The organism is Paremcibacter congregatus (assembly GCF_006385135.1).
GTDB lineage: Bacteria > Pseudomonadota > Alphaproteobacteria > Sphingomonadales > Emcibacteraceae > Paremcibacter > Paremcibacter congregatus.
The window spans coordinates 1,501,004-1,526,332 of record NZ_CP041025.1 but is presented as its reverse complement, the minus strand read 5'-3'; the positions used below and the strand labels follow the sequence as shown (position 1 = coordinate 1,526,332).

The window sequence follows — 25,329 nt, the reverse complement described above, 5'->3', positions numbered from 1 at the left end:
ATCAAAGGAACCGGAGGACAGGAGGACAACATGTCAGGGCAGACCAAGACAGGAAAGAATAAAAGCGTCGCCATCATAGGCACCGGCATTTCAGGCCTTTCCGCCGCATGGCTGCTGTCACAGACCCATGACGTCACCCTCTATGAAAGCGCCAACTATATTGGTGGACACAGCCATACTGTAGACATCACCCTTGATGATAAGACTTTTCCCGTCGATACCGGCTTTATTGTCTACAATCCACAGAATTACCCCAACCTGACGGCCCTTTTTAATCACCTTAAGGTCGAAACCACACCAACAGACATGTCCTTTGCCGCATCCCTGGATCGAGGGGGATTCGAATATGCCGGCGGCACCGGCATTGCAGGACTATTGGCCCAGCCCTCCAACCTCTTCAGAAAACGTTTCTGGGGCATGCTGGCAGGCATCGTGCGTTTTTATCATAATACACAACGCTACATTGATGATCCCGCCACCGCCCGGATGACCCTCGGCGAACTTCTGAGCAAAGAAAATTATCGCTCCGATTTCATTCAGGATCACCTAAGCCCGATGGGAGCCGCCATATGGTCCGGTGATCAAAAAAATATTCTCGAATATCCGGCTTTGGCTTTTCTTAAGTTTTTCAAAAACCATGGCCTGACCCAATTCAGAAAACGTCCGGAATGGCGTACGGTCGTTGGCGGAAGCCGCGAATATATTAAGAAACTCACCACAGGTTTCGCGTCACACATTCATCTGTCCACACCGGTCAGCCATGTCATGCGCACCCCTGCCGGGACAGTGGTCTGCGGCAAGAACCATCAACAAAAGGTATTTGACCACGTTATTTTCGCCTGTCATGCGGATCAGGCCCTGGCTCTGCTGACCAATCCGTCCCGTGAACAGGTGACGATTTTACAGAATATCCCCTACCAGACGAATGAAGTTTACCTCCATACGGACACCCGTCAGATGCCCCGTCGCAAATCTGCCTGGGCAAGCTGGAATTATATTGAAAGCCGTAAAGGCACCCCGCTCTCTTACTGGATGAACAAGCTGCAACCCCTGCCCACCAGAACACCGGTGATTGTCACCCTCAATCCGGCAGAACCGATCGATCCCCGTAAAATCCTGGGACGCTATTCCTATGACCACCCCTTGTTTACCCATCAGACCCACCAGGCGCAAAAAGATATCTGGACCATTCAGGGGCAAAATAACATCTGGTTTGCCGGGGCATATCTTGGGGACGGCTTCCATGAAGACGGCATTCAGGCCGGGCTCAGCATTGCCGAAAAAATTGGCGCGGTTCGCCGGCCCTGGCAACTTGATGGACAAAACCTGCGCATTGGCCTTAAGGACCATATTGCCCCTGAAATGCCCTGGTTTGACAACAAAGATTATCTTTCGGGGGCCGCATGAAAAATCTTTCGTCAGCCCCTCTGCGCCATCCGGGCCTGTTTCCCGGCGCCGTGTGGCATAAAAGAAACCACACAAAAAGCCACCAGTTCAAATATCCGGTGTTTTACCTGCTGCTTGACCTTGATGAAATCACTGTGGGGACATCGGGTTCGGCTTTCCTGTCCCATAACCGGTTCAATTTTTTCTCATTTCATGACAAGGATTACGGGCTTGAAAAACACCGCCCTCTCAAAAACCAAATTGCAGATTTGCTTATCGAGAACCGGATTACGGCCCCCTTGGGCAAGGTAATGATGCTGACCATGCCGCGGGTGTTGGGCTATGGCTTCAACCCGATCACGGTATATTATTGCCATAACAGAAAAAATCACATCATTGCAGTTCTTTACGAAGTCCATAATACCTTTGGTGATCGCCATATATATGTGTGCGCAGCACAACAGGACGGCGGCATGATTTTGCCGCACCTCACCCCGAAGAAACTACATGTGTCTCCCTTTTTTAATCAGGATGGCTGCTATCGGTTCCATCATAAAGTAACCGAAAACCATCTTGCCCTGACCATTGACTATCATCCGACGAATGAGACAACAGCCCCCCCGGGATTGACGGCCTGCTTTAGTGGGAAACGCCAACCTCTCACGTCAGGCAACCTGCTAAGGCTCTTCCTGCGCATACCTTTCATGACATTCAAGGTCATCATAAGCATCCATTGGCAGGCACTTTTACTCTGGGCGAAAGGGTTAAAGGTTTTCCGGAACCCTGGTCTCCCCCCCAAAATATCGCGTAACTAGTTTGAAGGATTAATAATGGACGGTACATGTTACAAGTCACCTGTGAAAACCACAGTCAACGCCCCTAAAAACACTTTGGAGCGCCTGTTCACCACTGCCTTGTCTCACCTTAAATACGGCGTTCTTACCGTCACCTTTCCCTCTGGCAATATATATTGTTTCAAAGGCACACAAAACCAGGCTTCGGAAAACCTGCTCTCCGCCGACATGACCCTGCACTCCTGGTCTGTTGTTTCCCGTATTTTGCAAGATGGCGATATCGGGCTTGGGGAAAGTTACATGAAAGACGAGTGGCAGACTAGCGACCTGACAGCTCTCTTACACCTGTTGGCCGAGAATATGGAACAGGGTGAAACCCTCCTGCCCGCCCTTAGCGGATTACGTATACTCGACAAGATACGGCTGTTCCTGAACCGCAACAGCCGTAAGGGAAGTCAGAAAAATATCGCCCATCACTATGACCTCGGCAATGACTTTTATGAATTGTGGCTGGATGACAGCATGACTTATTCCGCCGCCCTGTATACCGAACCGGATATGACCCTGAAAGCCGCCCAGACAGAAAAATACCGTCAGATCGCAGAAAAAATCGGCATCACGTCCGGCGATCATATACTGGAAATTGGTTGTGGTTGGGGCGGCTTCGCCGAATTTATTTTACAGGAATATGACTGCCGCATCACCGGCCTTACCCTGTCAAAACAGCAATTGGCCTATGCCCGGTCCAGACTTGAGAAATGCGGTCTCGCCGACAGGGCGGACCTGAGACTGCAGGATTATCGCGATACCCAGGGCTGTTTCGACCATATTGTCTCGATTGAAATGCTAGAGGCCGTCGGAGAAGAATATTGGCCCACCTTTTTCAACAAGATCAGAACCCTGCTGAAACCCGAAGGGCAAGTGGCCATTCAGGTGATCACTCTGCAAGATCACCGATTTGAACGGTATCGTAACCGCCTTGATTTTATTCAAAAGTATATTTTCCCCGGCGGCTTGCTGCCCTCTGACGCCCGCTTTCAGAATGTCCGTCAGGCGAGCGGACTTGATCTCACCGGACAACACTCTTTTGGGCAGGATTACGCCAGGACACTGAAGGCGTGGCGGCACTCTTTTTCCGCTGCGCGCGACAAGATAAAGGCTATGGGTTTCAGCAAAAACTTTATACGTATGTGGTTGTTCTATCTGTCTTATTGTGAAGCCGGTTTCCAGCAGAAGAACATTGATGTAAAACATTATTTCCTGGCTCATCCCCCGACTTCTCCCGAAATGAACGGCGGGGGAAAATCATGAAACCTGCAGATTTCAAAAACACCACTCCAAAACTGGTTCTCGAAGAATATTTTTCCGGAAAAACCAAAGCAACCGGTTTATTTGAAGATCGCTTCGGAACTGTCAGAAATCAATTTACCATTGATACCACCGGAACCTGGGACGGCAACATGCTGACCCTCGACGAACACTTTCTCTATCAAAATGGCAAAACCGAATTCAGGCATTGGGAAATCATAAAGACCGGAGAAAACACCTATAGCGGCGCCACAGAGCAAATCATCGGCATTGCTCTGGGACAGACATCAGGAAACAGTTTTTACTGGACCTATAATTACAAACTGGATGTTGGAGACAAGATCTGGGAGGTGCGTTTCGATGACTGGATGTTCTTACATGATAACGGGACTTTATCCAACAAGGCGACCGTATATCGTTGGGGTTTTAAAATCGGAACCGTGTTCCTGTCATTTCAAAAAGTTCCGGCTTAAATTATCGGTTCCGTAACATTCGCTGACTGATTGGGAAGAATACGCCATCGGGCAGAACCCGCAGAAGCTTCATCAGCCACACAAAACGGCGGGGAAACGCTATCTCAAAGGCTGATCCGTCCAGGCCACGAACAATATAGCTCGCTGCCTTCTCGGCGCTGATCAGAAACGGCATGGGAAAGTCATTTTTCTCAGTCAGCGGCGTTGCAACAAATCCCGGATTGATCAGGCGCAGATCAACGCCTTCCCTGTCCAATTCCCCCCGCATACTCTCACACAGGTTGATCAGGGCGGCCTTCGTCGCGCCATATCCGCCGGCCCCTGGTAAACCCCGATACCCCGCAACAGAGGAAACAATCGCCACCTGTCCACTGCATCGTCTGGTAAAATCGGCCAGAACCACATCCAGACAATTCAAAACACCCCCATAGTTCACCGCCATCAACTTCTCATGGGCCGCGCGGAAAAAATTAATGGCGGAAGTTGGAATATGTGTTCCGGCGTTCAATATAACCCGGTTCAGGACGATATCCCGCGCCAGAAGGTCTGCATAAAAACACCTGATCCCAGCCTGGTCACAAACATCAACCGACGCCGTTTCCAGTCTACCCGGCAGGTCATGGCACTCTTTTTCGAGGGCAGATAATTTTATCTCATCCCGGGCCGTGGCGAAAACATGACACCCGGCCCGCAGGTAAGCTTGCACCAGCGCATATCCCAATCCACTGCTGCCACCGGTAATCCATATCTTCATCGCCATAGCAATCCGCCTTTCAAGAAATATTTCTTTTATTTGTACGTATTAGCCTGACATATGGTTTGCTTTGGTGGGAAAAAATACCCGAAAAATATTACAGTGACCTAAGATATAGTCTACTATATCTTTTCAAAGCCTTACGGGAAAAACACGACACTCTATCGCCTCCCGCTGGTGTAAAAATAATTTTATAAGAAAACCTGTCATGACCGATTCTATTTATTTTGAAGATTTTTATATCGAATCCAATTTTCTGTTTGGCATAACCCGCGCAGGAGAAAAAATGAAATTTACCCGTTCAGAACGGGCCCTTCTCACCCTTCTCCTCTCGAAGCCGGGACAGATCCTGTCCCGCAGCCAGTTGCTCAATACCATCGGCACCGATGACAGTGAAACCACAGATCGCAATATTGATTATCTCATCAGCCGGTTGCGCAAAAAACTGAAAGACCCCAAGAAGAACGCCAAATATATCGGAACTCAATATGGCGAAGGCTACCTCTGGCTTGCCAACCCCTTGAGTAAAGATGAGTATCAGTCAGGAACACCGATATTTCTGCACATCCGGCCGGCACATGGATTAACGCTTCTGCAGCACCATAAACCCAATGCCACCTGGTGTTTGAGCCAGCTTGTCACCGGACTTAAAGCTGCGTTTGACCCCAGCAACCGGATTGTCGACAACAGCGCTCAAGACCCAAATACCGCCGCAGAAAAAGACCAGGGAGTGTTTATCCTGGAGCCCAGTTTCATTGCCATAAAGTCAGAATTGCACTGCGCCATTACCGTCCGTGACGGACGTACCAAAAATATTATCATGGCTGACCGGATCACCCTGCCCATTCAACCACCTTTAGAACAGGACAGCCCCGACATAAAAGGCCATGCCCAGATAATCAAAGACAAAATCTGGCAGTATCTCACTTATCAGGACAATGTACCTCACACTGCCCGCGACGTGCCGCTTGCATTCCGCCTGGATGACGCCACTGCCCTGTTTCATCCTGGATATGAGGGCCTGAAAAAGGTCGAAGGCCTGTTACGGGAAACATTGCAAAAATATCCTGAAGACCATTGCAGCAAAATTCTTCTGGCCACTTTGATTCATACAACCCTGCTTGATGAGAGCCATGATATCAGTGATACAAGGGCCGAAGAAAACGAGATGGAAACCTTGCTTCTTGACGCCCTGCCCCATGTTCAGAACCAGCCTCTTTTCTACCTCGCGGTGGCAAAACTGTTGTTTTTTGTTGGCCGGGGACACGCTCATCTGGCAGAAGAAGTTGCCAAAGAAGCTCTTCATAATGAAACAACCTATGCAGCAACATTTGCCGTTAACGGCCAGATGCGAATTTATCTCGGGGATATAGAGGACGGCCTTGATTTACTGACGCAGTCTCTGGAACTTTCCGAGAAAGGCACCCAGTTCCAGATTTTTCTGCATGTGCTGCGCTGTGCAGGTTTGATGGCGGCCAAACGGTGGGACGATAGCCAGAAAGAACTGGCGCTTATGCTCAGCTCCATACCACAGGATCAATTCCGCCGCACATCGACCTCGCCACAGCTTAGCCTCGCACTGATGCTGACACCGGGTGACAACCGGCCCGCCAGTCCACCGATAATGGCCATGCTGGCCAAAATGACACCGGAAACGGCGGAAGGTTACCTGAAGCGGTCGCACTACACCGTCGTGCGCCTGTTCCGTCATCAAAAGCACCGCAGCAACCTTCTACGCGGCTCCCTGAAACTTTTAACAGAGCGGTTTGGTCCGGGAATTGTCCCTGACGTGGTGCGAGAATCAGTACCGGAACTTTGTGCAGAACTCGGGGCAGACAGACCACCGGTCCGGGCATAGACTTTTTTAAGCGCCAGCAGGAACCGGCCGCGGCGACAAAATACTCCGCGGCACCATAAAAAAGGGCCGGTTTATACAAAGTATAACCGGCCCATAGTTCAGTAAGACATCCACGGGAGTAGTGTCTTACCCTGAGAATTTTAACTTTAGAGTTAAGCCCGCCAATAAAAATTGGCGGGCCGCACAATCTGACCCCCAACAGAAGAAACATCGCGTTCTTTATGTCTGCGCAGGAATCTACTGGTCAATTGTTGTAGAATTATGTGAAAAACAGAAAAAATAATTTTATTTTTTCCTCTATTTCATCCCTTAATTGATTTGCAAAATTTCAAGATACCTCATAGGCTGTAATCTGGTGAAACCGGAGACCTCTAATATGAAAAGCGTAAATTTTCTTAAAGAACTGGAACAAGTTACCGAATATTGGTCCCCCCGTATTGTCGGGCAGGTCAATGACCAGTTTATCAAGGTTGCCAAACTCAAAGGCGACCTTACCTGGCACAAACACGACAATGAAGACGAACTTTTTTATATCGTCAAAGGTCGTCTGCTTCTGGAATATGAAAATGAAGTCATCACCCTTGAAGAGGGCGATTTCCATGTCGTCCCCAAAGGGACAATGCATAATCCCATAGCCAAGGAAGAATGCTGGGTCGCATTGATTGAAACCGTCACGACCCGTCACACCGGCGATATCATTATGGAAAAAACCAAATCCATTGATGCACAACTGGCGTGACCGCAAAACGGACTTACAGCGTCTTGTGATCCGCGCCCACAGCCTCTGTTACCGACGTATAACCGTCTTTTTTCAATGCATTTGCCAGGTCACGTTTGATGGTCCGGACCAATCCCGGCCCGCCGAACACCAGGGCACTGTAGAGCTGTATCAAAGAGGCGCCGGCCCTGATCTTCCGGTAGGCGTCTTCACCGCTCTGAATGCCTCCGACACCGATGAGCGGAATTTTACCCTGCGTCAATCGATACATATCTGCCAGGACCTCGGTTGACATATCCATCAGCGGGGCCCCGCTCAAGCCTCCCGCCTCTCCGGCATATTGTGATTTCAACTGGTCCCGCAAACCAATTGTCGTGTTGCTGACAATCAGACCATCCATACCGTGTTTCATCACAATCTCTGCGATATCCTTGCGTTCCCCGGCGTCCAGGTCCGGGGCGACTTTCACCAGCAGAGGTGGCTTGCCGGTCACTTCTGTCGCGGCTTCCCGCACGGCCACCAGACGGCTCAACAATTCATCCAGCGCTTCCTTGCCCTGCAACTTGCGCAGACCCGGTGTATTGGGGGATGAAATATTGATGGTGAAATAATGGGCCGCGCCAAGCAGACGCTCCAGACAGGTCACATAATCGCCAATCGGGTCTTCACTGTCTTTATTGGCGCCGATATTAGCCCCGACTATACCGCACTTGCCAAGCCTGCCACGCCGTTTCAGGTTTTGCGCATAAATATCCAGGCCAAGATTGTTAAACCCCATCCGGTTAATGACCGCCTGATCCTTGGTCAAACGAAACAGCCGCGGCTTTGGGTTTCCAGGTTGCGGTTTCGGCGTCACGGTACCGGTCTCAACAAAACCAAACCCTTGCGCCAACATGGCGCAGGCGACCTCTGCATTTTTATCGAAACCTGCGGCAAGACCCACGGGGTTGGGGAAATCCATGTCCCACAATCGCGTCGCCAGAACCGGGTCATCTTCGTGATGCGCGGAAAAAACAAAGCCATGCTTCAAGCCGAAAATTGCCAGAGTATGGGCTCTTTCAGGAGACAGAGAAAATAATAATGACTTGGTTAGGTTATAAAACCCCATAATGTACCTCAATTGCACGCATGTTAGAATTCGACCGAATGTTCCCCCGCCTCTGTCAAGTGGATCATATAACGCGCTTCGACCGCAGAGGGAAACAGATTTCCATATAAATGGGGAAATTTTTCTCCGCGCCGAGATGTTTCATATTTCAAGGCACTGGAATCAAGATCGTTCGCCACGACCGCCAGCAGCAGCAGATTATCCTGACCGGCAAAATGCCTGGCCAAGGTGCCCCTGACCTGTTCCCGGGTTGAAAAATGAATATAGCCATCCCGCTGATCATCGGCAGACCCGGTATAAACTCCGGCGACACAGGCCGCCTCCCAGTCGCAGGTTGGTATAATTTTATAGACAAGGCGGTCGTATTCTTCACGATCTGGCATATTTTTTATCATTTTTAACCTCGTTGCCCTCTGGTAATACGTCCCTAAAAAAACAAGACACCCACAGCAAAAGCTGTGCGTGCCCGTAATATTTGTTTCAAGAGCCTAGGCGCGTCTCGAAAATTATTCAGCTACGCTGAAGGTCCTTCGACAGTCAGCGCTGAATTGCCAAGCGCCTTGACCATTTCGAACAATTTCTTGCGAACCGCAGGGTCCTTGATCTTGTAGTAGGCGCGTACCAATTCCAGGGTCTCGCGACGGGATAACTGCCCTACTTCAAAGGACTGCTTGCCGCCTTCAGACATACCGGAAGATTTTCCAGTTACTTCGGCCGGCATATCGTCGAAGAAAAATGATACGGGAACATCAAGGATCTGTGAAAGTTGATACAGACGACTTGAGCCAATGCGATTGGCGCCGCGCTCATATTTCTGAATTTGCTGGAAAGTCAAACTTAAGGCTTTGCCAAGTTTGTCTTGGCTCATGCCGAGAAGGGTTCTACGCAACCGGACACGTGATCCCACATGGACGTCTACTGGTTCAGGTGTTGATTTTACCATCTTTTATTCCGCTGTTTAATAACTCATAAATACTAGTACTATTTACCCCCGAAATCTCAAGATACTGTTAGAGGTCAAGCTTTATTAGGTCAAGCTTTATCTACAAGTATCCTGCAATCATTGCCTAAGGAACAGAATAACTAAACCACTTAACAGTAACATAATGGCCAAATAAGTCCAGTCATAAATGCTAGAGTAAAGGGTCCGGTCGGCTCTTTTAACGGGAAGTTCGGAGGTTATCGTGCCCCGTTGGTTTAGGTCTAAAGCTTTAATCACCCGCCCTTGAGAATCGATCACTGCAGAGATCCCCGTCCCGGCGGAACGCACCACCGGACGACCTTCTTCAATCGCCCGAACCCGGGTCTGAAGAAAGTGCTGATATGGCCCGTTAAAACGTCCATACCAGGCATCATTGGTGATGTTCAGCAACCAGTCCGGACGGTCATCCCGATCGACCACGGAACCTGGAAAAATAATTTCGTAACAGATCAATACACCAACCGATGGCATCCCGGCGGGATGATAGGTTTCAAGTCCCTCTCCCCGGCTATATGAGAACCCATCAACCATCATGCCAAGTCCTAGAAAAGACAGGGAATTATGTAAAAAATCCGGTGTATATTCCCCAAAGGGCACCAAATGATTCTTGTCGTAAATATATTGCACCTGGGCTTCCTGATCGATCACGGCGAAGCTATTCCAGGCTTGTAATTCCGGCACCCGTTTGACCCGAGGAAAACCGGTCATCAACACGGCATTATTCTTCAGGAATTCCGCAATCAGATAGCGTCTTGACGGTTCCGTATCGAGAAAATAAACCACCGCTGTTTCCGGCCAGATAACATGAGTAATTCCCTCCTCCGGACGGGCCTTGCTCATGTTAAGGTAGGTGATAAAATTATCCGCTTTTTTTGCCGGATCCCACTTGTCATTCTGATTAATATTGGCCTGAACAATTTTAAGCTTCACATTTTCGTGAAAGCTCGTAGGTATCGAAAGTTGCAGGACCCCGTATACAATCATACCAAGAATTAAAACAACCGCCGCCCCGAGACTGCCGGAAAACAATTTTGACTTTAGTGGTGCATGAATCAGTAAATAAGGCACCAAGGCAAGAAAAATCGTTAGAACCCCGAGCCCGTAAATGCCCCACAAAGCCGTGGTTTGCAACATTGTATCGGAAAACCCCCAGGCATAGCCGGTTAGGTTCCAAGGAAAACCGGTGAAGAAATGCCCCCTCAGCCATTCAGCGCCGCTCCACAAAACCACAAAGGCCAATACCAGTGAAAGACGGTTTTTAGTCAGATCCAGACGGCGAAAAAACCGCCATAACAAACCTGTGGCCAATCCGTAATAGAGCGCCAGAACCATCGCCAGGCAGGCAACCGCCAAATAACCGGTCCAACCGGGATAACGGCCATCCACTTCAAATGCGGAGGCAATCCAGGTGGTCCCCATAAATAATTGACCAAACCCAAACCACCAGCCAAAAGCCATGGCTTCCAATGGGCTTTTACTTTGAAACACCACCATCAGCAGCAGAGGATAAGCCACAGCCAAAAGCGGAATAAGATACAACGGCGCAAAAGAAAGCCCGGACAGGACACCCCCAAGGAAAACCAGCAGGATCAGCTGTCCGCCACTCCGCCGGTGCAACCAATCTGAGATCCGGTCACTATAAAATGTCCCCACCCCTTTACTATCCATGCTGCGTGTTATTTTCCGCTATATCTTCTGCTCTGTTTCCTTCTGGAATTTTCTTGACGCTTTTCCGCCGAATAAGAACCGTTTTGATGCTGCGGGCGTCACCGGCAACAATTTTATAACTCAAACCATTTTGATCCTGAATAACCTCATCCACTTCGGGAATATAACCGGCTATGGTAAAAACCAGCCCGCCCAAGGTATCGACATCCTCGTCCTGGTCATCCGGCAACAAGTCAAGACCAAGCAGATCCTCCAACTCCTCAATCGGCAAGCGTGCGTCCGCCAAAAGATCCCCCCCCGGCAATTCTTTCAAAAGTTCCGCTTCTGCCTCGTCATGCTCGTCTTCAATATCGCCAACGATCTGCTCGACAAGATCCTCAATAGTCAACAGTCCATCGGTACCGCCATATTCATCGACCACCAACGCCATATGGATGTGGGTCGCCTGCATCTTGGTCAGCAAGTCAAACAGCTTCATGGAAGGTGGCACAAACAGGATCGGGCGCTGAATATCCCGCAATGAAATGGCTTTCCTGTTATCCCCCTGGGCCACAAGTTCACGGAAGGCGTCCTTGATGTGGACCATGGCGATGACTTCATCCAGGGTGTCGCGATACACCGGCAGACGCGATGTCGACCCCTTGAAAAACACTTCCATGACTTCTTCAAAACTGGAAGAAGCCTCCACCGCAATGATATCTGTGCGCGGCACCATGATGTCATCGACCCGTTTGCTCCGGAATGTCAGGGTATTTTTAATGATCGACCGTTCTTCTGCCCCGAAAGAGGACTCCCCGTCCTCCAGCTCATCGATCACCTCTTCAAGGCTTTCTTTCAGGGAATAATCACCATTATTCGGGCTAAATAAACTTTTAAGCCAGCCGTAAAATCCATTTTGCCTTCGCGAAGGAGGCTCTGTTTCTGACGTTTTGTCCGTTACTTTATGTTCAATATTCATCACTTCTGGATCACGTTATGAATTCATCCTGATTGTCTCAGGCCTGATAAGGGTCGTCAATAGATAGTTTTGCCAATAAATCCGTTTCCAAGGCTTCCATGACCGCAGCGTCATCGTCATCAATATGATCATAGCCCAAAAGATGCAGTATGCCATGCAGACATAAATGACAAAAATGACTGTCGAGGGTCTTGCCCTGAGCCTCTGCTTCACGCTTTATGGTTTCCCAGGCGAAGATAATATCCCCAAGCGCGATCGGCATGGCCGGCAGGTCTTCTCCTAATCTCAGATACTGCGCGACATCTTCTTCCGACAGAGACGGAAAAGACAGAACGTTGGTCGCCTTGTCCTTCCCGCGATAATCACGGTTCAGGGTTTGAATGGCGGTATCATCGGTCAAAAGAAAGCTCACTTCCACATGAGGAAATTCGGCAAGGCGCCGGGCTTCCGCAACATGGGTCACAATAAGATCAAAACAGGTCCGGATATGGTCCTGATACTGCGGGAAGTTCTCTTCCCACTGATCGGCGCCGAGGGCGAAATCCAGATCAACATTGTCCAGGCTCATCGTTCAACCTTGTCATAGGCCCGGACGATCTTGCCCACCAGCGGATGCCGCACAACATCGTCGGCGTTAAATTCGATAAAGGAGATCTCGTCAATATACCCCAGAGTATCCAGCGCATGCTTCAGACCGGACGGCGTGCCATCAGGCAGGTCAACCTGAGACGGGTCACCACATACCACCATGCGGCAATTCTCGCCAAAGCGCGTCAGAAACATTTTCATCTGCATCGGGCTGGTATTCTGGGCCTCGTCAAGGATCACAAACGCATTCGACAGGGTGCGCCCGCGCATGAACGCCAGCGGAGCGACCTCAATATCCCCATTTTCGAGACGTTTTTCTGTCTGTTCCATGGAAATCATCTGCCCCAGGGCGTCATACAAAGGCCTGAGATAAGGATCGACCTTTTCCCGCATATCACCGGGCAGGAAGCCGAGCTTCTCACCGGCTTCCACTGCCGGACGGGTCAGAACAATGCGTTCCACCCTGCCCTCCAGAAGATGTGATACCGCCATGGCGACCGCAAGAAAGGTTTTCCCAGTACCGGCTGGCCCCAACCCAAAGGTCATGTCTGTTTCACGCAGCGCCTGAATATAACGGGCCTGATTAACCGATCGTGGCGCAATAATAGCGTTACGGGTGCGAATGCTGTTCGCTTTGAGCGATAATCCCTCACGTTCGGCAATATTGTGATTGGTTACCGATTTGATTTCCGGTGCTTCGAGAAAATTGGCCATACGAATAGCCCCTTCCACATCCGCGAGGCTTAATCCCTCGACCCGCGACAGGGTTTCATGCAACGAAACGATAATCTGTTTCGCCCCGGCACAGGCATCCGGCAGGCCTTCAATGACCAAAATGTTGCCCTTGGGCGAGAAGCTGGCCCCCGTTGCCTCCTCTATCCGCGCCAAATGCGCATTATGTTCACCGTAAATATCCGGCAAGGGTGTATTATCTTCAAACTCAAGGGTAATCGATGTCACTTTTGATTTAGCGGCTTTCTTCATTTAAGAACAAGTTCCCCTTTGAGACTGCGCGGTCCGGCGCTTTCAATCTTCATATCGACCATCTGTCCAAAGACCCGGTCCACCACATTAACATCTTTTACATCGACATACACCGCCTGCATATAAGGACTGCGGCCCACCAGATGCGTGGCTTCCTTGCCAATCCGTTCCAGCAACACCGGCATGGTCTTGCCAACGCTCGCATCATTAAAAGCGCGTTGCTGTTTATTAAGCTCGTCCTGCAACTCCGCAAGCCGTTCAGCCTTCACATGTTCCTCGACCTGGTCTTCCCAGTCCGCCGCCGGAGTGCCGGGCCGTTCACTATACATGAAGGAATAAGCCTGAGCATAATTGACATCGCGCACCACTTTCATGGTTTCCTGGAAGTCCGCATCGGTTTCACCCGGAAAGCCAACGATAAAATCACCGGACAGGGCAATATCAGGCCGGGCCTTGCGCACATCTTCAATGATTTTCATATAAGAGGCGATGGTATGATGACGGTTCATGGCCTTGACGATCTTGTCAGAACCCGCCTGCACCGGCAGATGCAGATAGGGCATGCATTGTTCAATCTCGCCATGCACTGCAATCAACTCATCCGTCATATCCTGAGGATGAGACGTGGTATATCTGATGCGTTCAAAGTCCGTGGTGTCGGCCAGATGACGGATCATCCGCGCCAGGGACCATTCTTCCCCTGCCTTCGACATGCCGTGATAGGCATTAACATTCTGCCCAAGCAGGGTCACTTCCAGCACACCCGCATCATTGAGCTTCATCGCATCCTGCATAACATCTTCAAAGGCCCGGGAGAATTCGCCGCCCCTGGTATAAGGCACCACACAATAGGTGCAGAATTTATCGCACCCTTCCTGTACAGTAAGAAAGGCGGTTTTCTTGTTGGAAACGCCTTTTTTGGACAGGCTTTCAAATTTTTCGCTGACCGACAGATCCGTATCAAGAATACGCGGGCGTTCCCCGGCCTGCTTTATGGCATCTGCTTCCTTGGTCATTTCCGGCAGGCGGTGATAGGTTTGCGGACCGAAAACCATGTCAACGACCGGCGCGCGTTTCTGTATCTCGGCGCCTTCCGCCTGAGCCACACAACCACCGACCGCAAGAATGCTTTGCTTACCGTCTTTCTTGGCGCGTTTTTCCTTTTGCACCCGCAAACGTCCGATATCGGAATAAACCTTTTCCGCAGCCTTTTCGCGAATATGGCAAGTATTCAACACCACCAGATCCGCATCATCCGGCGTATCGGTTACGGAATAGCCTTCATGGGCCATCACATCCACCATACGTTCCGTATCATAGACATTCATCTGACAGCCATACGTCTTAATAAATAACTTCTTATCCGTCACAATTGTTCCTGCATTCTCATGTTAACCGTCTGCCGTCCAGAATAGCATAGAATACGCCTGCCGGGCAGAATATCGGCGCACTTTATCACTGTTGGGTCGGGAGTCAACAAAAGTCAAGACAACCGGAGCGTTTCCCTTTGTTTCCGGCCTTAATCGCGTTTGCCGCGCAGGCTTTCCAGCAGACCGTTTTCGATTGTGCGATGACAATAAGCCGACAGTTCTTTGCGGGTTTTAAAAATATTACGGGACACGGGTTCATGAAAATGAACTTCAACATCTACTTTAAGTAAATTCAATACCCCCTTCAAATGAGGGCCCATTTCAATATCCGCATACCAAGCCACAGAGGGCCGCGTGGACCGTAGCGTCGGCATATTGTTGATTTTTTTATAAACCAACGTCACCGGTTGCACCATCAGTTCAGGGGTGCGGCCTTGCGCGTCCTGTTCCAGATGCATGGCTTTTTCCGTAACCCCGAAAAGGGAACTTTTAAACGGCAGAACACTGCCGCCGTCAGATGTTGTACCTTCGGGAAACAGGATCAGGTTGTCCCCGCCATGGATGCGATCCTGCATTTCCTGCCGCTGGGCCACCACATCACTGCGTTTTTCCCGATCAATAAAAATCGTGCGCTGCAACGAGGAAAGATACCCCAGCACCGGCCAGTCAATCATGTCTTTCTTGGCGATAAAACAGCCCTTGATCACATGCCCCAATACGATGATATCAATCCAGGACACATGATTACAAACATACAATGTTGGCGGGCCTTCCAGAGGTTCACCAAATTTCGTCACCTTGATATTCAGGGCGTCACAAATGGAGCGATGCACCAGATGCGGCCAGAATTTATATCCCGGAAGCTTTAGGCGTTTCGATATAATCGTCGGCGGCAACAAGACGGCAAAATAGAAAAGTGCTTTGGCAATTCGATAATATTCGCGCATATTTTTTTCTGAAGTCCTGACCTTAAGTATAAAACCCTGCATGCCTTATCCAAGGCTTACAGGGATCTATAACACATAACAATGTCATGATTTGGCTATTATGATCTTAACCGCGTCATCACTTGACCTTAACGCCGTATAATTCCATACGATGGTCAACCAGCCTATAACCGTATTTGTCAGCAATTTTCTGTTGCAGCTCTTCAATATCAGGGTCATGAAATTCCACGACATCACCGGTTTCCACATCAATAAGATGATCATGATGTTCTTCAGAAACCAGTTCAAACCGGGCGCGGTTCTCACCGCTTTCCACACGAAAATCATGGCGTTCCAAAATCCCCGCCTCTTCAAACAACCGAACAGTACGATACACCGTGGCAATGCTGATCCTCTCGTCAATATCGGTCGAACGACGATAGACCTCTTCCACATCAGGGTGATCGGATGCATCAGACAGCACTTTGGCAATAACCCGTCTCTGGTCGGTCATCCGCATGCCTTTTTCGATACATAATCTTTCGATTTTTGAAACCATAATATGCTACCCTGCTTTTAGATTTTATTTGCCCCGACTATACACGCTATCTTTTTTAATGCCAAATATTTTCCCCTGATCCGGCGTCGTAAAAGCCTAAACACGAACTTTCATAACCAATGCGTCATACCTGATCTGCCCTTTACCGCCGTAATAATCTTTACGGCGCCCGACAGTATCAAAACCACACATCGTATAGAGTCCGATCGCGGGTTGATTGCCCTCCCGCACTTCCAGAAACACCTCCTCAACCCCGGCCTCTCTCATCAAGGTAAAGAAACCGTTGATCAGCCGCCGGCCCACCCCGCATCGACGCGCCTCCGGCGCAACACAAAATGTCTGAATTTCCGCCTCACCGGCCACTTGACGATAAAGAACAAACCCCAATGGCTGCCCTTCTTCCATGACCACAAGAGACCCCGTACCGGGGCTGCATAACAATGCGGCGACAGCCTCCACTGTCCAGGCCTGCTCGATCGCCCCTGCAAAGCAAAGCTGATGCAACTCCGCCAGTAGCGGCGCTCCTTCAGGCCCCAATATGGTAAAATCATCCTGCATTAACCGGAAGCTCACTGGTTTTGAAAAGGATAAGTAATGGGCGTCGCCGCAATGGCGTCCGGAGCCCGCAGATACAAAGGGGTAACAGTATCAGAAGAACCTGCCTTGGAAAACCGCCCCACCGCCATATGGCCAATCATCGCCGCCGTTGGCTGCTGCTGCACGTCCGGGAACAGCAGACCACTGAGGACTTTCTCGGGCAGATGATCCCGCAAAAGCCCCGCGCCGGTGCCCGCAATAACCTTGATGTTGTCGTTAACATGGTCCGCCACGACATTAAGCGGCACCGCCATCGGCGCCGATACAGCCGACAGCGCCCCATTGGCGACAGCAAAACTCTGATAGTAAACCTCGCCCCGCCGGGCGTCATGGGCCACCGCGACCTGCCCGGCAAAGGACGGTTCCAGAGCATTTGCCGCCTGATGCGCCACGACTTCCAACGTGGTAATCCCGATCAAAGGCACCTTCAAAGCCAGCGCCAGCCCCTTGGCGGCGGCAAGACCAATACGAACACCGGTGAACGTTCCCGGCCCGCGGGTAACCGCAATCGCATCCAACTGGTCAAATGTCACACCGGCCGCCGTGCAGACCTGCTGACACAAGGGCAGCAACCGTTCCGCCTGCCCACGCAATCGGTCTTCAAACACACCGGAAAGCAGAACGCCGTCTTTAATCACCGCAGCAGAGCAGGAGGACAGCGCCGAATCAAGAGCAAGAATAATCACAGGATTTCACAGGCCTCGTCAAAAGACAACCGGCGGTCACGGGCCGGGAGGCTGTCCTTGTTGCCATATCCCATACTGCAGATGAAATTCACCTGCTCATCCGTGCCATCAAAGAAAGCTTTATTCACCGCCGGGCCATCAAATCCTGACATCGGGCAACAATCAAGCCCCAGAGCCCTGGCGGCAATGATCATATAGGCGCCTTGCAGGCTGCTGTTGCGCAACGCTGTTTCTTCTGTCAAATCGGCATTACCAACATAAAGATCCCGGGCCTTGTTATAACCTTTGAACAAATCTGGCAACGTATCATAAAATTTCATATCCATACCCACAATGACTGTGAAGGGGGCCGTCAGAATTTGATTTTTATTGCCTCGGCTGGCGCAATCGGCCAGTTTTTTCTTGGCGTCTTCACTGCGCAGAATTTTGAAACGAGCGGGGGAACAGTTGAATGATGTCGGTCCCCAGCGCAACAGGTCATACATGGCCCGAATGGTAATTTCCGATACAGGAACATCGCGCCAGCCTTTGAAAGACCGGGCCTCCCGGAAAATCAAATCGAGGTCATTGTCGGATAATATCTCTTGCGTCATGAATGGTCCTCGTCTTTTCAATGCATACTTTTACTTTAAACCCGTCCGGAAAAATCCAGTCTTCCGCCTTCATACAGGTTCCTATATCCCACATCCTAGCATAATTCCAAACCATAATCGTCCCGAACAAAGAAGATTTTCTTTTAGAATTATCCTGTTATAGTTATCGTTAATCAGGAATGGACAGAATTTCCAAATAATCAGGCAGAATTATGACCAAGCGTTTTCTACAGACCTCTCTTCGTAAATCACTCCTGCTCGCGGGGTTCTGCATCCTGCTGACCCTGATGGGCGTCGCCCTGTCCCAAAACACCCGTGCACAGCAGGGGCAAACCGCGACACAGGAAGATTCCGCCATCATTCTGATGTATCATCGCTTTGGCGAGACCCAGTTCCCCACGACCAACATCACCCTTGAGCAATTTGATGCCCATATCGCCGAATTGAGCCAGGAAAAATATAATATCGTGCCTTTACAAACCATTGTTACGGCCTTCAAAAACAAAACAAAACTTCCCCCGCGCACCATTGCCATCACCATAGATGATGCTTATCAGTCCATATTGGAGAATGCCTGGCCGCGCCTGAAAAAGGCCGGTATTCCCTTCACACTGTTTGTCTCCAGCGAACCGGTCAATCAGGCAATCCCCGGATACATGACCTGGGATCAAATTCGTACTTTAGCCAATGATCCTCTGGTCACCATTGGTCATCATGCCCACAGCCATGACCATTTAATCTATATGACCCCTGCCGCGGCCGCGCAGGACATCGCCGCAGCCGATGAAAGTTATCGGAAAGAGCTCGGCAGTATTCCCGATATTTTTGCCTATCCCTTTGGTGAATTCAGTCCCGCGTTGCAGAATATTCTACGCAAACGTAATATTTCAGCCGCCTTCGGCCAGTATTCGAGCGCCGCCAGCAGTAATAATGACCTTTTCAGCCTGCCGCGCTTCGCCCTGAATGAAAAATATGCCGGGATGGATCGCTTCAGATTGATTGTCAATGCCCGCGCCCTGCCCGCCTATGATATTCTCCCAATCTCGGCCGAGATAACGACCAATCCGCCCGCCATCGGCTTTACCGTCGACAAGAACATCCGGGGCCTGACCGCCATGAGCTGCTACCCCTCACATCTGGGAAAGGCCGCAGATCTCAGCCTTGTCGGCAACAACCGGGTCGAAATCCGGTTTGACAAGCCGTTCCCGCAAGGCCGCAACCGCATCAATTGCACATTACCCGGACCAGACCGGCGCTGGTACTGGTTCGGGTTGCCCTATTTTGTCAAATAGACCGAAGACAGTCAGGCGTTTAGATCGCCTGAACGCTTTCGATTTCAGGAATATAATGTTTCAACAGATTCTGCACCCCGTATTGCAGGGTTGCTGTTGAACTTGGGCACCCGGAACAGGCGCCCTGCATGCGCAGATACACCACACCTTCTTCGAAAGAATGGAAGGTGATATCACCGCCGTCACGGGCAACTGCCGGCCGCACGCGGGCTTCCAGAAGTTCCTTGATCTGGGCAATAATTTCAGCATGTTCACCATCTTCTTCCGCGGCTACTGGCGCTGCTGCCGTCTCTTCGGCCACGACCGGCTCTCCGGAGGTATAATGCTCCATAATCGCTCCCAGAACGTCGGTCTTCTTATCATCCCAGTCCTGACCTTCCAGTGTTACTGCAACAAAATCAGAGCCAAAAAAGATGTTTGATACGCCTTCGATCGCAAAAAGCCGTTGCCCCAGAGGAGAGTTCGCGGCTTCTTCCACACTTTCGAAAAAAGCTGTGCCACGGGCCATCACCGGCTCACCGGGAACGAATTTCAACGTGGCGGGGTTTGGGGTCACTTCGGTCTGAATAAACATGTCTTTTTCCTATTGCTACTGCTGTGAGGCAGATATGGCAATTGTACTCCGAAAAATCAAGAGTAAATTGGTCTTATTATAGATCAGATAATAACCTGGGTGATGGTCAATTAAACAAAGTGGTCAATGTCTTCATCGGTCATATTGCCCGGCACGACAAGAACCGGCATATGAAGAACATTCAGCAACTCTTCGCGGAAAGCCTTGACCAACGGCCCCGGATCACCATCCACATTGGCCCCGAGAACCAGCATATGAATTTCCTGATCTTCCTCTATATACTGGGTAATCACGTCACCCGGCTCCCCTTTGCGAATGACCTTCTCACAATCCAGCCCGGAAATTTCTTTCACCTCACGGGCAAATTCGTTCATCATTTCCTCAGCTTCCTGCATGGCTTCTTCTTCCATGATTTCCCGCACGGACATCCAGTGCTGGAACTCGCTGGGTTGGATGATCCGCAGCATAACCATAGAACCATTTACCTTGGCGGCCCGCAGGCTGGCCAGGCGGAGTACTTTTTTAAATTCCGGTGTATCATCGGCGATTACCAGAAATTTCCACTTTTTTTCCATAGCGGACATCATTAACCCCTATCCTGTTTTGGCTCCAGTATTTTGAATAGTATGCTACTCAATACAGAAGTTTGGCAAGATTTATTTAAGTCCCTTATCTACTTCAGCAGAATATTGGTAATCTCTTTTAATTGAGTTCTGGCCCGTAAAAGATAGAAACCCTGGGCTGAAAGATGATTTTGAAACATGAAACCGTCGGCCGCACAATTGCTGACAATCATCGGATCAAGGTCGATAAGCGCCGCCATACTTTCTTCCAGTTGGTCCCAGCTGCGAACGATATCCTTGTCGTTGATGACCTTGGCAAAATCCATCCGCAAGCCCTTCAGCAGCAACCAATAGGCATAACTGCGTCCTTTGACATCATAGAACAGATCATCGGCCTTGGTATCAAGTACGCAACCGATGCCATTGTCTATTTTCTTGGAAATACTGTCGGAAGACGACCCCAGATCCAGCGAAATCTTGTCAAGCGTTGACAAAAGATTGTCTGCCCGTCGTTCAAAGGGCGCCTCGCCGGCGGCGACACTCTGATTGTAAATTTTCAGACGGCTCAGGGCGCTGTTATACTGTTTTTCCGCCGGTGCAACAAACAGGAAGATAGAAACCGTCGGGTCCCAATACCATTTATCCGGCGCATAATTCATGCCACTGGCCACTTCCTGCAAGTCGACATTGACCTGACTGGACCCACGAGTTCGGCTTAACTGATCCTTGAGCTCAATGGCGAAGATGGCATTGGCTGAAACCATACCCTTTTGGAAATTGGCCATGTTATCAAGCAGCGCCCCCGGTTTGAACCACGGATCATTGGAAATCCAGGCATGGGTGTTCACTTCCCGGTCGACCATGGCGATCGACATGGCAACCGCATGGCTGCCCGGAGCATTTTCATTCAGCTTATCTGCAGCAAAATTTTTGGAGTTGTCGATATTTTCCACAACTACCATACCAATCAGATAATAAAAAAAGACAAAAAGGACGACACCCAACGAAATCCGGCGCGCCACTTTCCAGCTCATTCTGTCTTTCACCCAGCCAAAAAGCTGCTTGATTTTCGTCCACATCATCCCTGCCCCTTAATTTTATATCCCGATTTGCTATATCACGATTAGAGCTGAACCTTTGTCGGCCTCGTGACAGGCCGACAAACGATTATATGCAGCCGACCACCCCTGGGGGGTCGGCTATCCGATCTTAATAGTCCTTGTCGCCCAATTCGATGACAATCTTGTCCGTCGTACCGCTTTGTCCGGGGAAGTTGGTAAACAGCGCCTGCACCATAAGCGGCATAAGTTTATGGAGCTTGTTACTGCGCCCCCTGCTTTCCACGGTTGCTTCAAACAGATTCTTTGCACCTTCTTTGTTAGGCCGGATCACCAATTCCAGTTTACGGGTATAGCTGACATAACTGTCTCTTGCCCGGTCATAGGGGCCATAAGCTCCCCAGAAGGGGTCATAAAAATATGGGCTATGCCAATAATGATGATAAAACCCGTAATGATAGGGATAATAGCCATATCCAAAGGCAAACCGGCTTGGACGATATCTGTTTAGAACTTTTCCATCATCAACCGAATAATCCAGTTCGACAATAAGATCTGCCTTGCCACCATTGGCCGGTTTATAGCCCTGCTGCCCCAGATACGACCCGACAATATTGGCGTAAGAAGCAAACTCCAGACTACCGGCCTTCGCCGGATCAGCAGGCACGATTTCTACAGTTTCACCAGCAGGCTGTGGCAATTCATGAAAACGGGATACGTCAGATTTAAACGTGTTGCTACAGGCGGACACAAGTCCCACCAAACCAACCAGCACCAGTAATCGTACAATTTTCTTGGTCATGTTTTATACCTCACCATGTAACCCCTCTCCACAAGAGATAGTATTAAGATAATACGGCAGCATTATGATTGCAAGAACCCCACGATTTTGTGAACATCTTTCAAAATCGGATCGGAAATCTTACGTGCCTTTTCAGACCCTTCCTTAAGAACCTGATCTATATAAGTTTTTTCATCGCACAACCGTTTCATTTCTTCGGTAATCGGCCCAAGAACAGAAACGCTCAAATCCGCCAGATCACTTTTAAACTGCGCAAAACCCTGGCCGCCATATTCCGTGCAGATATCGGCCACAGAACGATCACTCAGGGCCGCAAAAATGCTGATCAGGTTTTTGGCTTCCGCCCGACCTTCGAGCCCGTCCGGGGTTTCCGCCATTGGCTCACTGTCTGTTTTCGCCTTACGTATTTTCTTGGCAATCGTATCGCGATCATCGGTCATATTGATGCGGCTGTTATCGGACGGATCCGACTTGCTCATCTTGGAATTTCCGTCCCGCAATGACATCACCCGCTTGGCTTCCCCTAAAATCAAGGGCTCGACCATTGGAAAGAAATCAACGCCATAGTCATTGTTGAATTTTTGCGCAATATCCCGGGCAAGCTCCAGATGCTGTTTCTGGTCTTCCCCGACTGGCACGTGGGTCGCCTTATAAATCATGATGTCGGCCGCCATCAGGTTCGGATAGACATACAAACCGGAACTGGCCCGCTCACGGTTTTTACCGGCTTTTTCCTTGAACTGAGTCATGCGATTGAGCCAACCCAGGCGCGCAACACAATTGAAAATCCACGCCAATTCCGCATGAGCGGGAACCTGGCTCTGGTTAAAAATGATACATTCTTTTGGATCGACACCACTGGCGATCATACCGGCGGCCACTTCACGGGTGGCTTTTCTAAGCTGCTCCGGGTCCTGCCAGACCGTGATGGCATGCAAATCGACTACACAGAAAATGCTTTCATAATTTTTCTGCAAACCAACCCAGTTACGGATCGCCCCGAGATAATTCCCTAAGGTCAGGTTGCCGGATGGTTGAACACCAGAAAAGATACGTTGCTTGAATTCAGTCATTTTTTATTCCTTAAAGACATTTTGGACATGTCCCTTATATGATCATGTTTGTGTGAAATGTTATGGCTGCAAAACCGGTTACGGTCAAGACGCGTTATCAGCAGCCGGGGCTTTCTTTCGCCGCAACAGCGCCTTCATTTCGCGCAACCTGAACGCACCCGTCACCAGGGTCATGACAATATAGCTGCCAACCCCGCTGCTGATCAGGATCAACAAGCCGGTAACCTTCATCAGCAGAGGCCCGGCAATCAGACCCGAGACCGGCGCCATCAGTCCCCAGACAACCCCTCCCATGACTGCACTGGCGAGGGTATATTTACCCAGCCGGATCAATACACTGCGGTCAAACCTGAAATGCCCGCGCCGAATCAACCCCCCGGCCAGTAACGCCACATTGAGCCAGGCCGAGATTGCCGTCGCCATCGCCAGACCGACATGGGCAAAATACTGCATCAAAATCAGGTTCAATGTCATATTGACCACCAAGGCCACCATAGCGTATTTCACCGGCGTCTTGGTGTCCTGACGGGCGAAATATCCCGGACTGAAGACCTTGGCCAGAACATAGGCTGGCAAGCCGGCGGCATAGGCCATCAGGGCATAGGCCGTCTGCCAACTGTCGGTATTGGTGAAGGCATTGCGTTCAAATAAGACATGGATCAATGGATAGGGCACGACCATAAAGGCAATGGCCGCTGGCACCGTGAGGAACAGACCCAGTTCAATGGCTCTGTTCTGGTTGTAATTGCATTCATCATCGTTGCCTTCCGCTATGTTCCGCGCCAGCATGGGCAACAGCACCGTGCCAAGCGCCACACCAATCACCCCGACCGGCAACTGATTTAGCCGATCTGCATAAAACAGGAAGGAAATAGACCCATTGGGCAATCTGGCCGCCAGGATCAAATCAAGCATGAGATTGACCTGAATAACCCCGGCGCCCAAGGCCACAGGCATCATGATCACCAGCATCTGTTTAACTTTCGGGGTCACTTTTGGCATCACCAACCGCAATCGATAACCCACCCGGCGGCAGGCAAAATACAGCCAAATCAACTGAATAATCCCGGCCAGGGTCACAGCAATCGCCAAACTGTGCGCCGGTGTATCCATACTATTCGAAAAGAAAATCAGGGCGCTGATCATGCAGAGATTCAAAATGATCGGTGTCGCCGCCGTTTCAGAAAATTTCCCCAATGCGTTAAGGATTCCGCCCAGCAAAGACACCAGACTGACACACAGCAGAAAAGGAAAGGTAAAGCGGGTCAACAGAACTGCCAGCTGAAATTTGACCTCGTCATCCCCGAACCCGCCGGTCAGGATATAAATCAGGCCAGGGGCAAAAACTTCCATCAGCGCCACCAGGGACAGCAACACCACCAACAGGCAGGAGAAAGCGCTTTCAGCAAAGCTCAGAGCCTCTTCTTTACCGTCCTTGGTCAGGGTCGCGGTAAACACCGGGACAAACGCGGCACTGAATGCGCCCTCGGCAAAAAGTCGCCGAAAGAAATTTGGCAATTTCAGCGCAACGAAAAAGCAGTCCGCCACAAATCCGGCCCCCAAAATGGACGCCGAGAGAATATCGCGTACAAAGCCCAGGATGCGACTTAAAAAAGTGAAGCTGCTGAAAATCGCAACCGCTTTGCCGATGGACATA

Annotated in this window: 27 protein-coding genes; 7 read left to right on the top strand and 20 right to left on the bottom strand. The window is 50.1% G+C overall.

Features of this window, described 5'->3' with window-relative positions; genetic code table 11:
• The first annotated feature begins 30 nt into the window (after positions 1 to 30).
• The 4 genes from FIV45_RS06735 to FIV45_RS06720 are packed head-to-tail and all read left to right on the top strand — an operon-like array spanning position 31 to position 3,961.
• Positions 31 to 1,407: an NAD(P)/FAD-dependent oxidoreductase gene (locus FIV45_RS06735; protein ID WP_099471608.1), complete on the top strand. Its 1,377-nt coding sequence runs from the start codon at positions 31 to 33 to the stop codon at positions 1,405 to 1,407.
• The gene (locus tag FIV45_RS06730) at positions 1,404 to 2,201 is read left to right on the top strand and encodes a DUF1365 domain-containing protein (protein WP_099471607.1); all 798 of its coding nucleotides are present in this window, start codon (positions 1,404 to 1,406) and stop codon (positions 2,199 to 2,201) included. Before FIV45_RS06735 ends, FIV45_RS06730 begins: the two co-directional genes overlap by 4 nt.
• 15 nt (positions 2,202 to 2,216) lie before the next feature.
• Positions 2,217 to 3,491, top strand: coding sequence for an SAM-dependent methyltransferase (locus FIV45_RS06725; protein WP_099471606.1), 1,275 nt, complete (start codon positions 2,217 to 2,219; stop codon positions 3,489 to 3,491).
• Positions 3,488 to 3,961: a DUF3833 family protein gene (locus FIV45_RS06720; RefSeq protein WP_099471605.1), complete on the top strand. Its 474-nt coding sequence runs from the start codon at positions 3,488 to 3,490 to the stop codon at positions 3,959 to 3,961. Before FIV45_RS06725 ends, FIV45_RS06720 begins: the two co-directional genes overlap by 4 nt.
• Position 3,962: 1 nt before the next feature.
• Here FIV45_RS06720 and FIV45_RS06715 read toward each other — a convergent pair whose 3' ends face one another.
• Entirely contained in the window at positions 3,963 to 4,721 is a 759-nt protein-coding gene (locus FIV45_RS06715; RefSeq protein WP_099471604.1) for an SDR family NAD(P)-dependent oxidoreductase, read from the bottom strand.
• Between the two features lie 202 nt (positions 4,722 to 4,923).
• On the opposite strand from FIV45_RS06715, the gene FIV45_RS06710 reads away from it, so the two are divergent.
• Together FIV45_RS06710 and FIV45_RS06705 are read left to right on the top strand one after the other, a co-directional pair.
• Positions 4,924 to 6,573 carry a winged helix-turn-helix domain-containing protein gene (locus FIV45_RS06710; protein ID WP_099471603.1) on the top strand — a complete coding sequence of 550 codons (1,650 nt, stop codon included), beginning with the start codon at positions 4,924 to 4,926 and terminating at the stop codon, positions 6,571 to 6,573.
• Positions 6,574 to 6,949: 376 nt separating this feature from the next.
• The gene (locus FIV45_RS06705) at positions 6,950 to 7,312 is read left to right on the top strand and encodes a cupin domain-containing protein (RefSeq protein WP_099471602.1); all 363 of its coding nucleotides are present in this window, start codon (positions 6,950 to 6,952) and stop codon (positions 7,310 to 7,312) included.
• Between the two features lie 13 nt (positions 7,313 to 7,325).
• On the opposite strand, the gene FIV45_RS06700 is transcribed toward FIV45_RS06705, so the two are convergent.
• From FIV45_RS06700 to FIV45_RS06640, 13 genes are all read right to left on the bottom strand, one after another.
• Entirely contained in the window at positions 7,326 to 8,399 is a 1,074-nt protein-coding gene (locus FIV45_RS06700; protein WP_099471601.1) for a quinone-dependent dihydroorotate dehydrogenase, read from the bottom strand.
• 23 nt (positions 8,400 to 8,422) lie between these two features.
• Positions 8,423 to 8,782, bottom strand: coding sequence for a DUF952 domain-containing protein (locus FIV45_RS06695; protein WP_099471926.1), 360 nt, complete (start codon positions 8,780 to 8,782; stop codon positions 8,423 to 8,425).
• A 131-nt stretch (positions 8,783 to 8,913) separates the two neighbouring features.
• Positions 8,914 to 9,342: a helix-turn-helix domain-containing protein gene (locus FIV45_RS06690; RefSeq protein WP_099471600.1), complete on the bottom strand. Its 429-nt coding sequence runs from the start codon at positions 9,340 to 9,342 to the stop codon at positions 8,914 to 8,916.
• 117 nt (positions 9,343 to 9,459) lie between these two features.
• On the bottom strand, positions 9,460 to 11,049 hold the full coding sequence (lnt, locus tag FIV45_RS06685) for an apolipoprotein N-acyltransferase (RefSeq protein ID WP_099471599.1): 1,590 nt from the start codon (positions 11,047 to 11,049) through the stop codon (positions 9,460 to 9,462).
• Positions 11,042 to 12,007 (bottom strand): transporter associated domain-containing protein, encoded by a 966-nt coding sequence (locus FIV45_RS06680; protein ID WP_099471598.1) that lies wholly within the window; start codon positions 12,005 to 12,007, stop codon positions 11,042 to 11,044. Before FIV45_RS06680 ends, lnt begins: the two co-directional genes overlap by 8 nt.
• Before the next feature lie 37 nt (positions 12,008 to 12,044).
• On the bottom strand, positions 12,045 to 12,575 hold the full coding sequence (gene ybeY, locus FIV45_RS06675; protein ID WP_099471597.1) for an rRNA maturation RNase YbeY: 531 nt from the start codon (positions 12,573 to 12,575) through the stop codon (positions 12,045 to 12,047).
• Entirely contained in the window at positions 12,572 to 13,579 is a 1,008-nt protein-coding gene (locus FIV45_RS06670; protein WP_099471596.1) for a PhoH family protein, read from the bottom strand. Before FIV45_RS06670 ends, ybeY begins: the two co-directional genes overlap by 4 nt.
• On the bottom strand, positions 13,576 to 14,949 hold the full coding sequence (gene miaB, locus FIV45_RS06665; RefSeq protein WP_204602067.1) for a tRNA (N6-isopentenyl adenosine(37)-C2)-methylthiotransferase MiaB: 1,374 nt from the start codon (positions 14,947 to 14,949) through the stop codon (positions 13,576 to 13,578). The genes FIV45_RS06670 and miaB overlap by 4 nt, the downstream gene beginning before the upstream one ends.
• Before the next feature lie 149 nt (positions 14,950 to 15,098).
• Entirely contained in the window at positions 15,099 to 15,896 is a 798-nt protein-coding gene (locus tag FIV45_RS06660) for a lysophospholipid acyltransferase family protein (protein WP_165776930.1), read from the bottom strand.
• A gap of 118 nt (positions 15,897 to 16,014) precedes the next feature.
• Positions 16,015 to 16,434: a Fur family transcriptional regulator gene (locus tag FIV45_RS06655; RefSeq protein WP_099471594.1), complete on the bottom strand. Its 420-nt coding sequence runs from the start codon at positions 16,432 to 16,434 to the stop codon at positions 16,015 to 16,017.
• Between the two features lie 96 nt (positions 16,435 to 16,530).
• Positions 16,531 to 16,992 (bottom strand): ribosomal protein S18-alanine N-acetyltransferase, encoded by a 462-nt coding sequence (gene rimI / locus FIV45_RS06650; protein ID WP_099471593.1) that lies wholly within the window; start codon positions 16,990 to 16,992, stop codon positions 16,531 to 16,533.
• An 11-nt stretch (positions 16,993 to 17,003) separates the two neighbouring features.
• Positions 17,004 to 17,717, bottom strand: coding sequence for a tRNA (adenosine(37)-N6)-threonylcarbamoyltransferase complex dimerization subunit type 1 TsaB (gene tsaB / locus FIV45_RS06645; RefSeq protein ID WP_099471592.1), 714 nt, complete (start codon positions 17,715 to 17,717; stop codon positions 17,004 to 17,006).
• A complete protein-coding gene (locus FIV45_RS06640) occupies positions 17,714 to 18,310 on the bottom strand; it encodes a malonic semialdehyde reductase (protein WP_099471591.1) in 597 nt (198 codons plus the stop codon). The genes tsaB and FIV45_RS06640 overlap by 4 nt, the downstream gene beginning before the upstream one ends.
• 212 nt (positions 18,311 to 18,522) lie before the next feature.
• On the opposite strand from FIV45_RS06640, the gene FIV45_RS06635 reads away from it, so the two are divergent.
• Entirely contained in the window at positions 18,523 to 19,602 is a 1,080-nt protein-coding gene (locus tag FIV45_RS06635; RefSeq protein ID WP_099471590.1) for a polysaccharide deacetylase family protein, read from the top strand.
• A 19-nt stretch (positions 19,603 to 19,621) separates the two neighbouring features.
• On the opposite strand, the gene FIV45_RS06630 is transcribed toward FIV45_RS06635, so the two are convergent.
• From FIV45_RS06630 to murJ, 6 genes are all read right to left on the bottom strand, one after another.
• Complete coding sequence (locus FIV45_RS06630; RefSeq protein WP_099471589.1) at positions 19,622 to 20,176, bottom strand: NifU family protein; 555 nt, start codon at positions 20,174 to 20,176, stop codon at positions 19,622 to 19,624.
• A gap of 110 nt (positions 20,177 to 20,286) precedes the next feature.
• Positions 20,287 to 20,760 carry a universal stress protein gene (locus FIV45_RS06625; protein ID WP_204844802.1) on the bottom strand — a complete coding sequence of 158 codons (474 nt, stop codon included), beginning with the start codon at positions 20,758 to 20,760 and terminating at the stop codon, positions 20,287 to 20,289.
• 89 nt (positions 20,761 to 20,849) lie between these two features.
• Complete coding sequence (locus FIV45_RS06620) at positions 20,850 to 21,821, bottom strand: DUF2333 family protein (protein ID WP_099471587.1); 972 nt, start codon at positions 21,819 to 21,821, stop codon at positions 20,850 to 20,852.
• A 127-nt stretch (positions 21,822 to 21,948) separates the two neighbouring features.
• On the bottom strand, positions 21,949 to 22,599 hold the full coding sequence (locus tag FIV45_RS06615; protein ID WP_099471586.1) for a DUF4136 domain-containing protein: 651 nt from the start codon (positions 22,597 to 22,599) through the stop codon (positions 21,949 to 21,951).
• A gap of 62 nt (positions 22,600 to 22,661) precedes the next feature.
• A complete protein-coding gene (gene trpS, locus FIV45_RS06610) occupies positions 22,662 to 23,672 on the bottom strand; it encodes a tryptophan--tRNA ligase (RefSeq protein ID WP_099471585.1) in 1,011 nt (336 codons plus the stop codon).
• An 84-nt stretch (positions 23,673 to 23,756) separates the two neighbouring features.
• Positions 23,757 to 25,328: a murein biosynthesis integral membrane protein MurJ gene (gene murJ, locus FIV45_RS06605; RefSeq protein WP_099471584.1), complete on the bottom strand. Its 1,572-nt coding sequence runs from the start codon at positions 25,326 to 25,328 to the stop codon at positions 23,757 to 23,759.
• Position 25,329 lies beyond the last annotated feature (1 nt).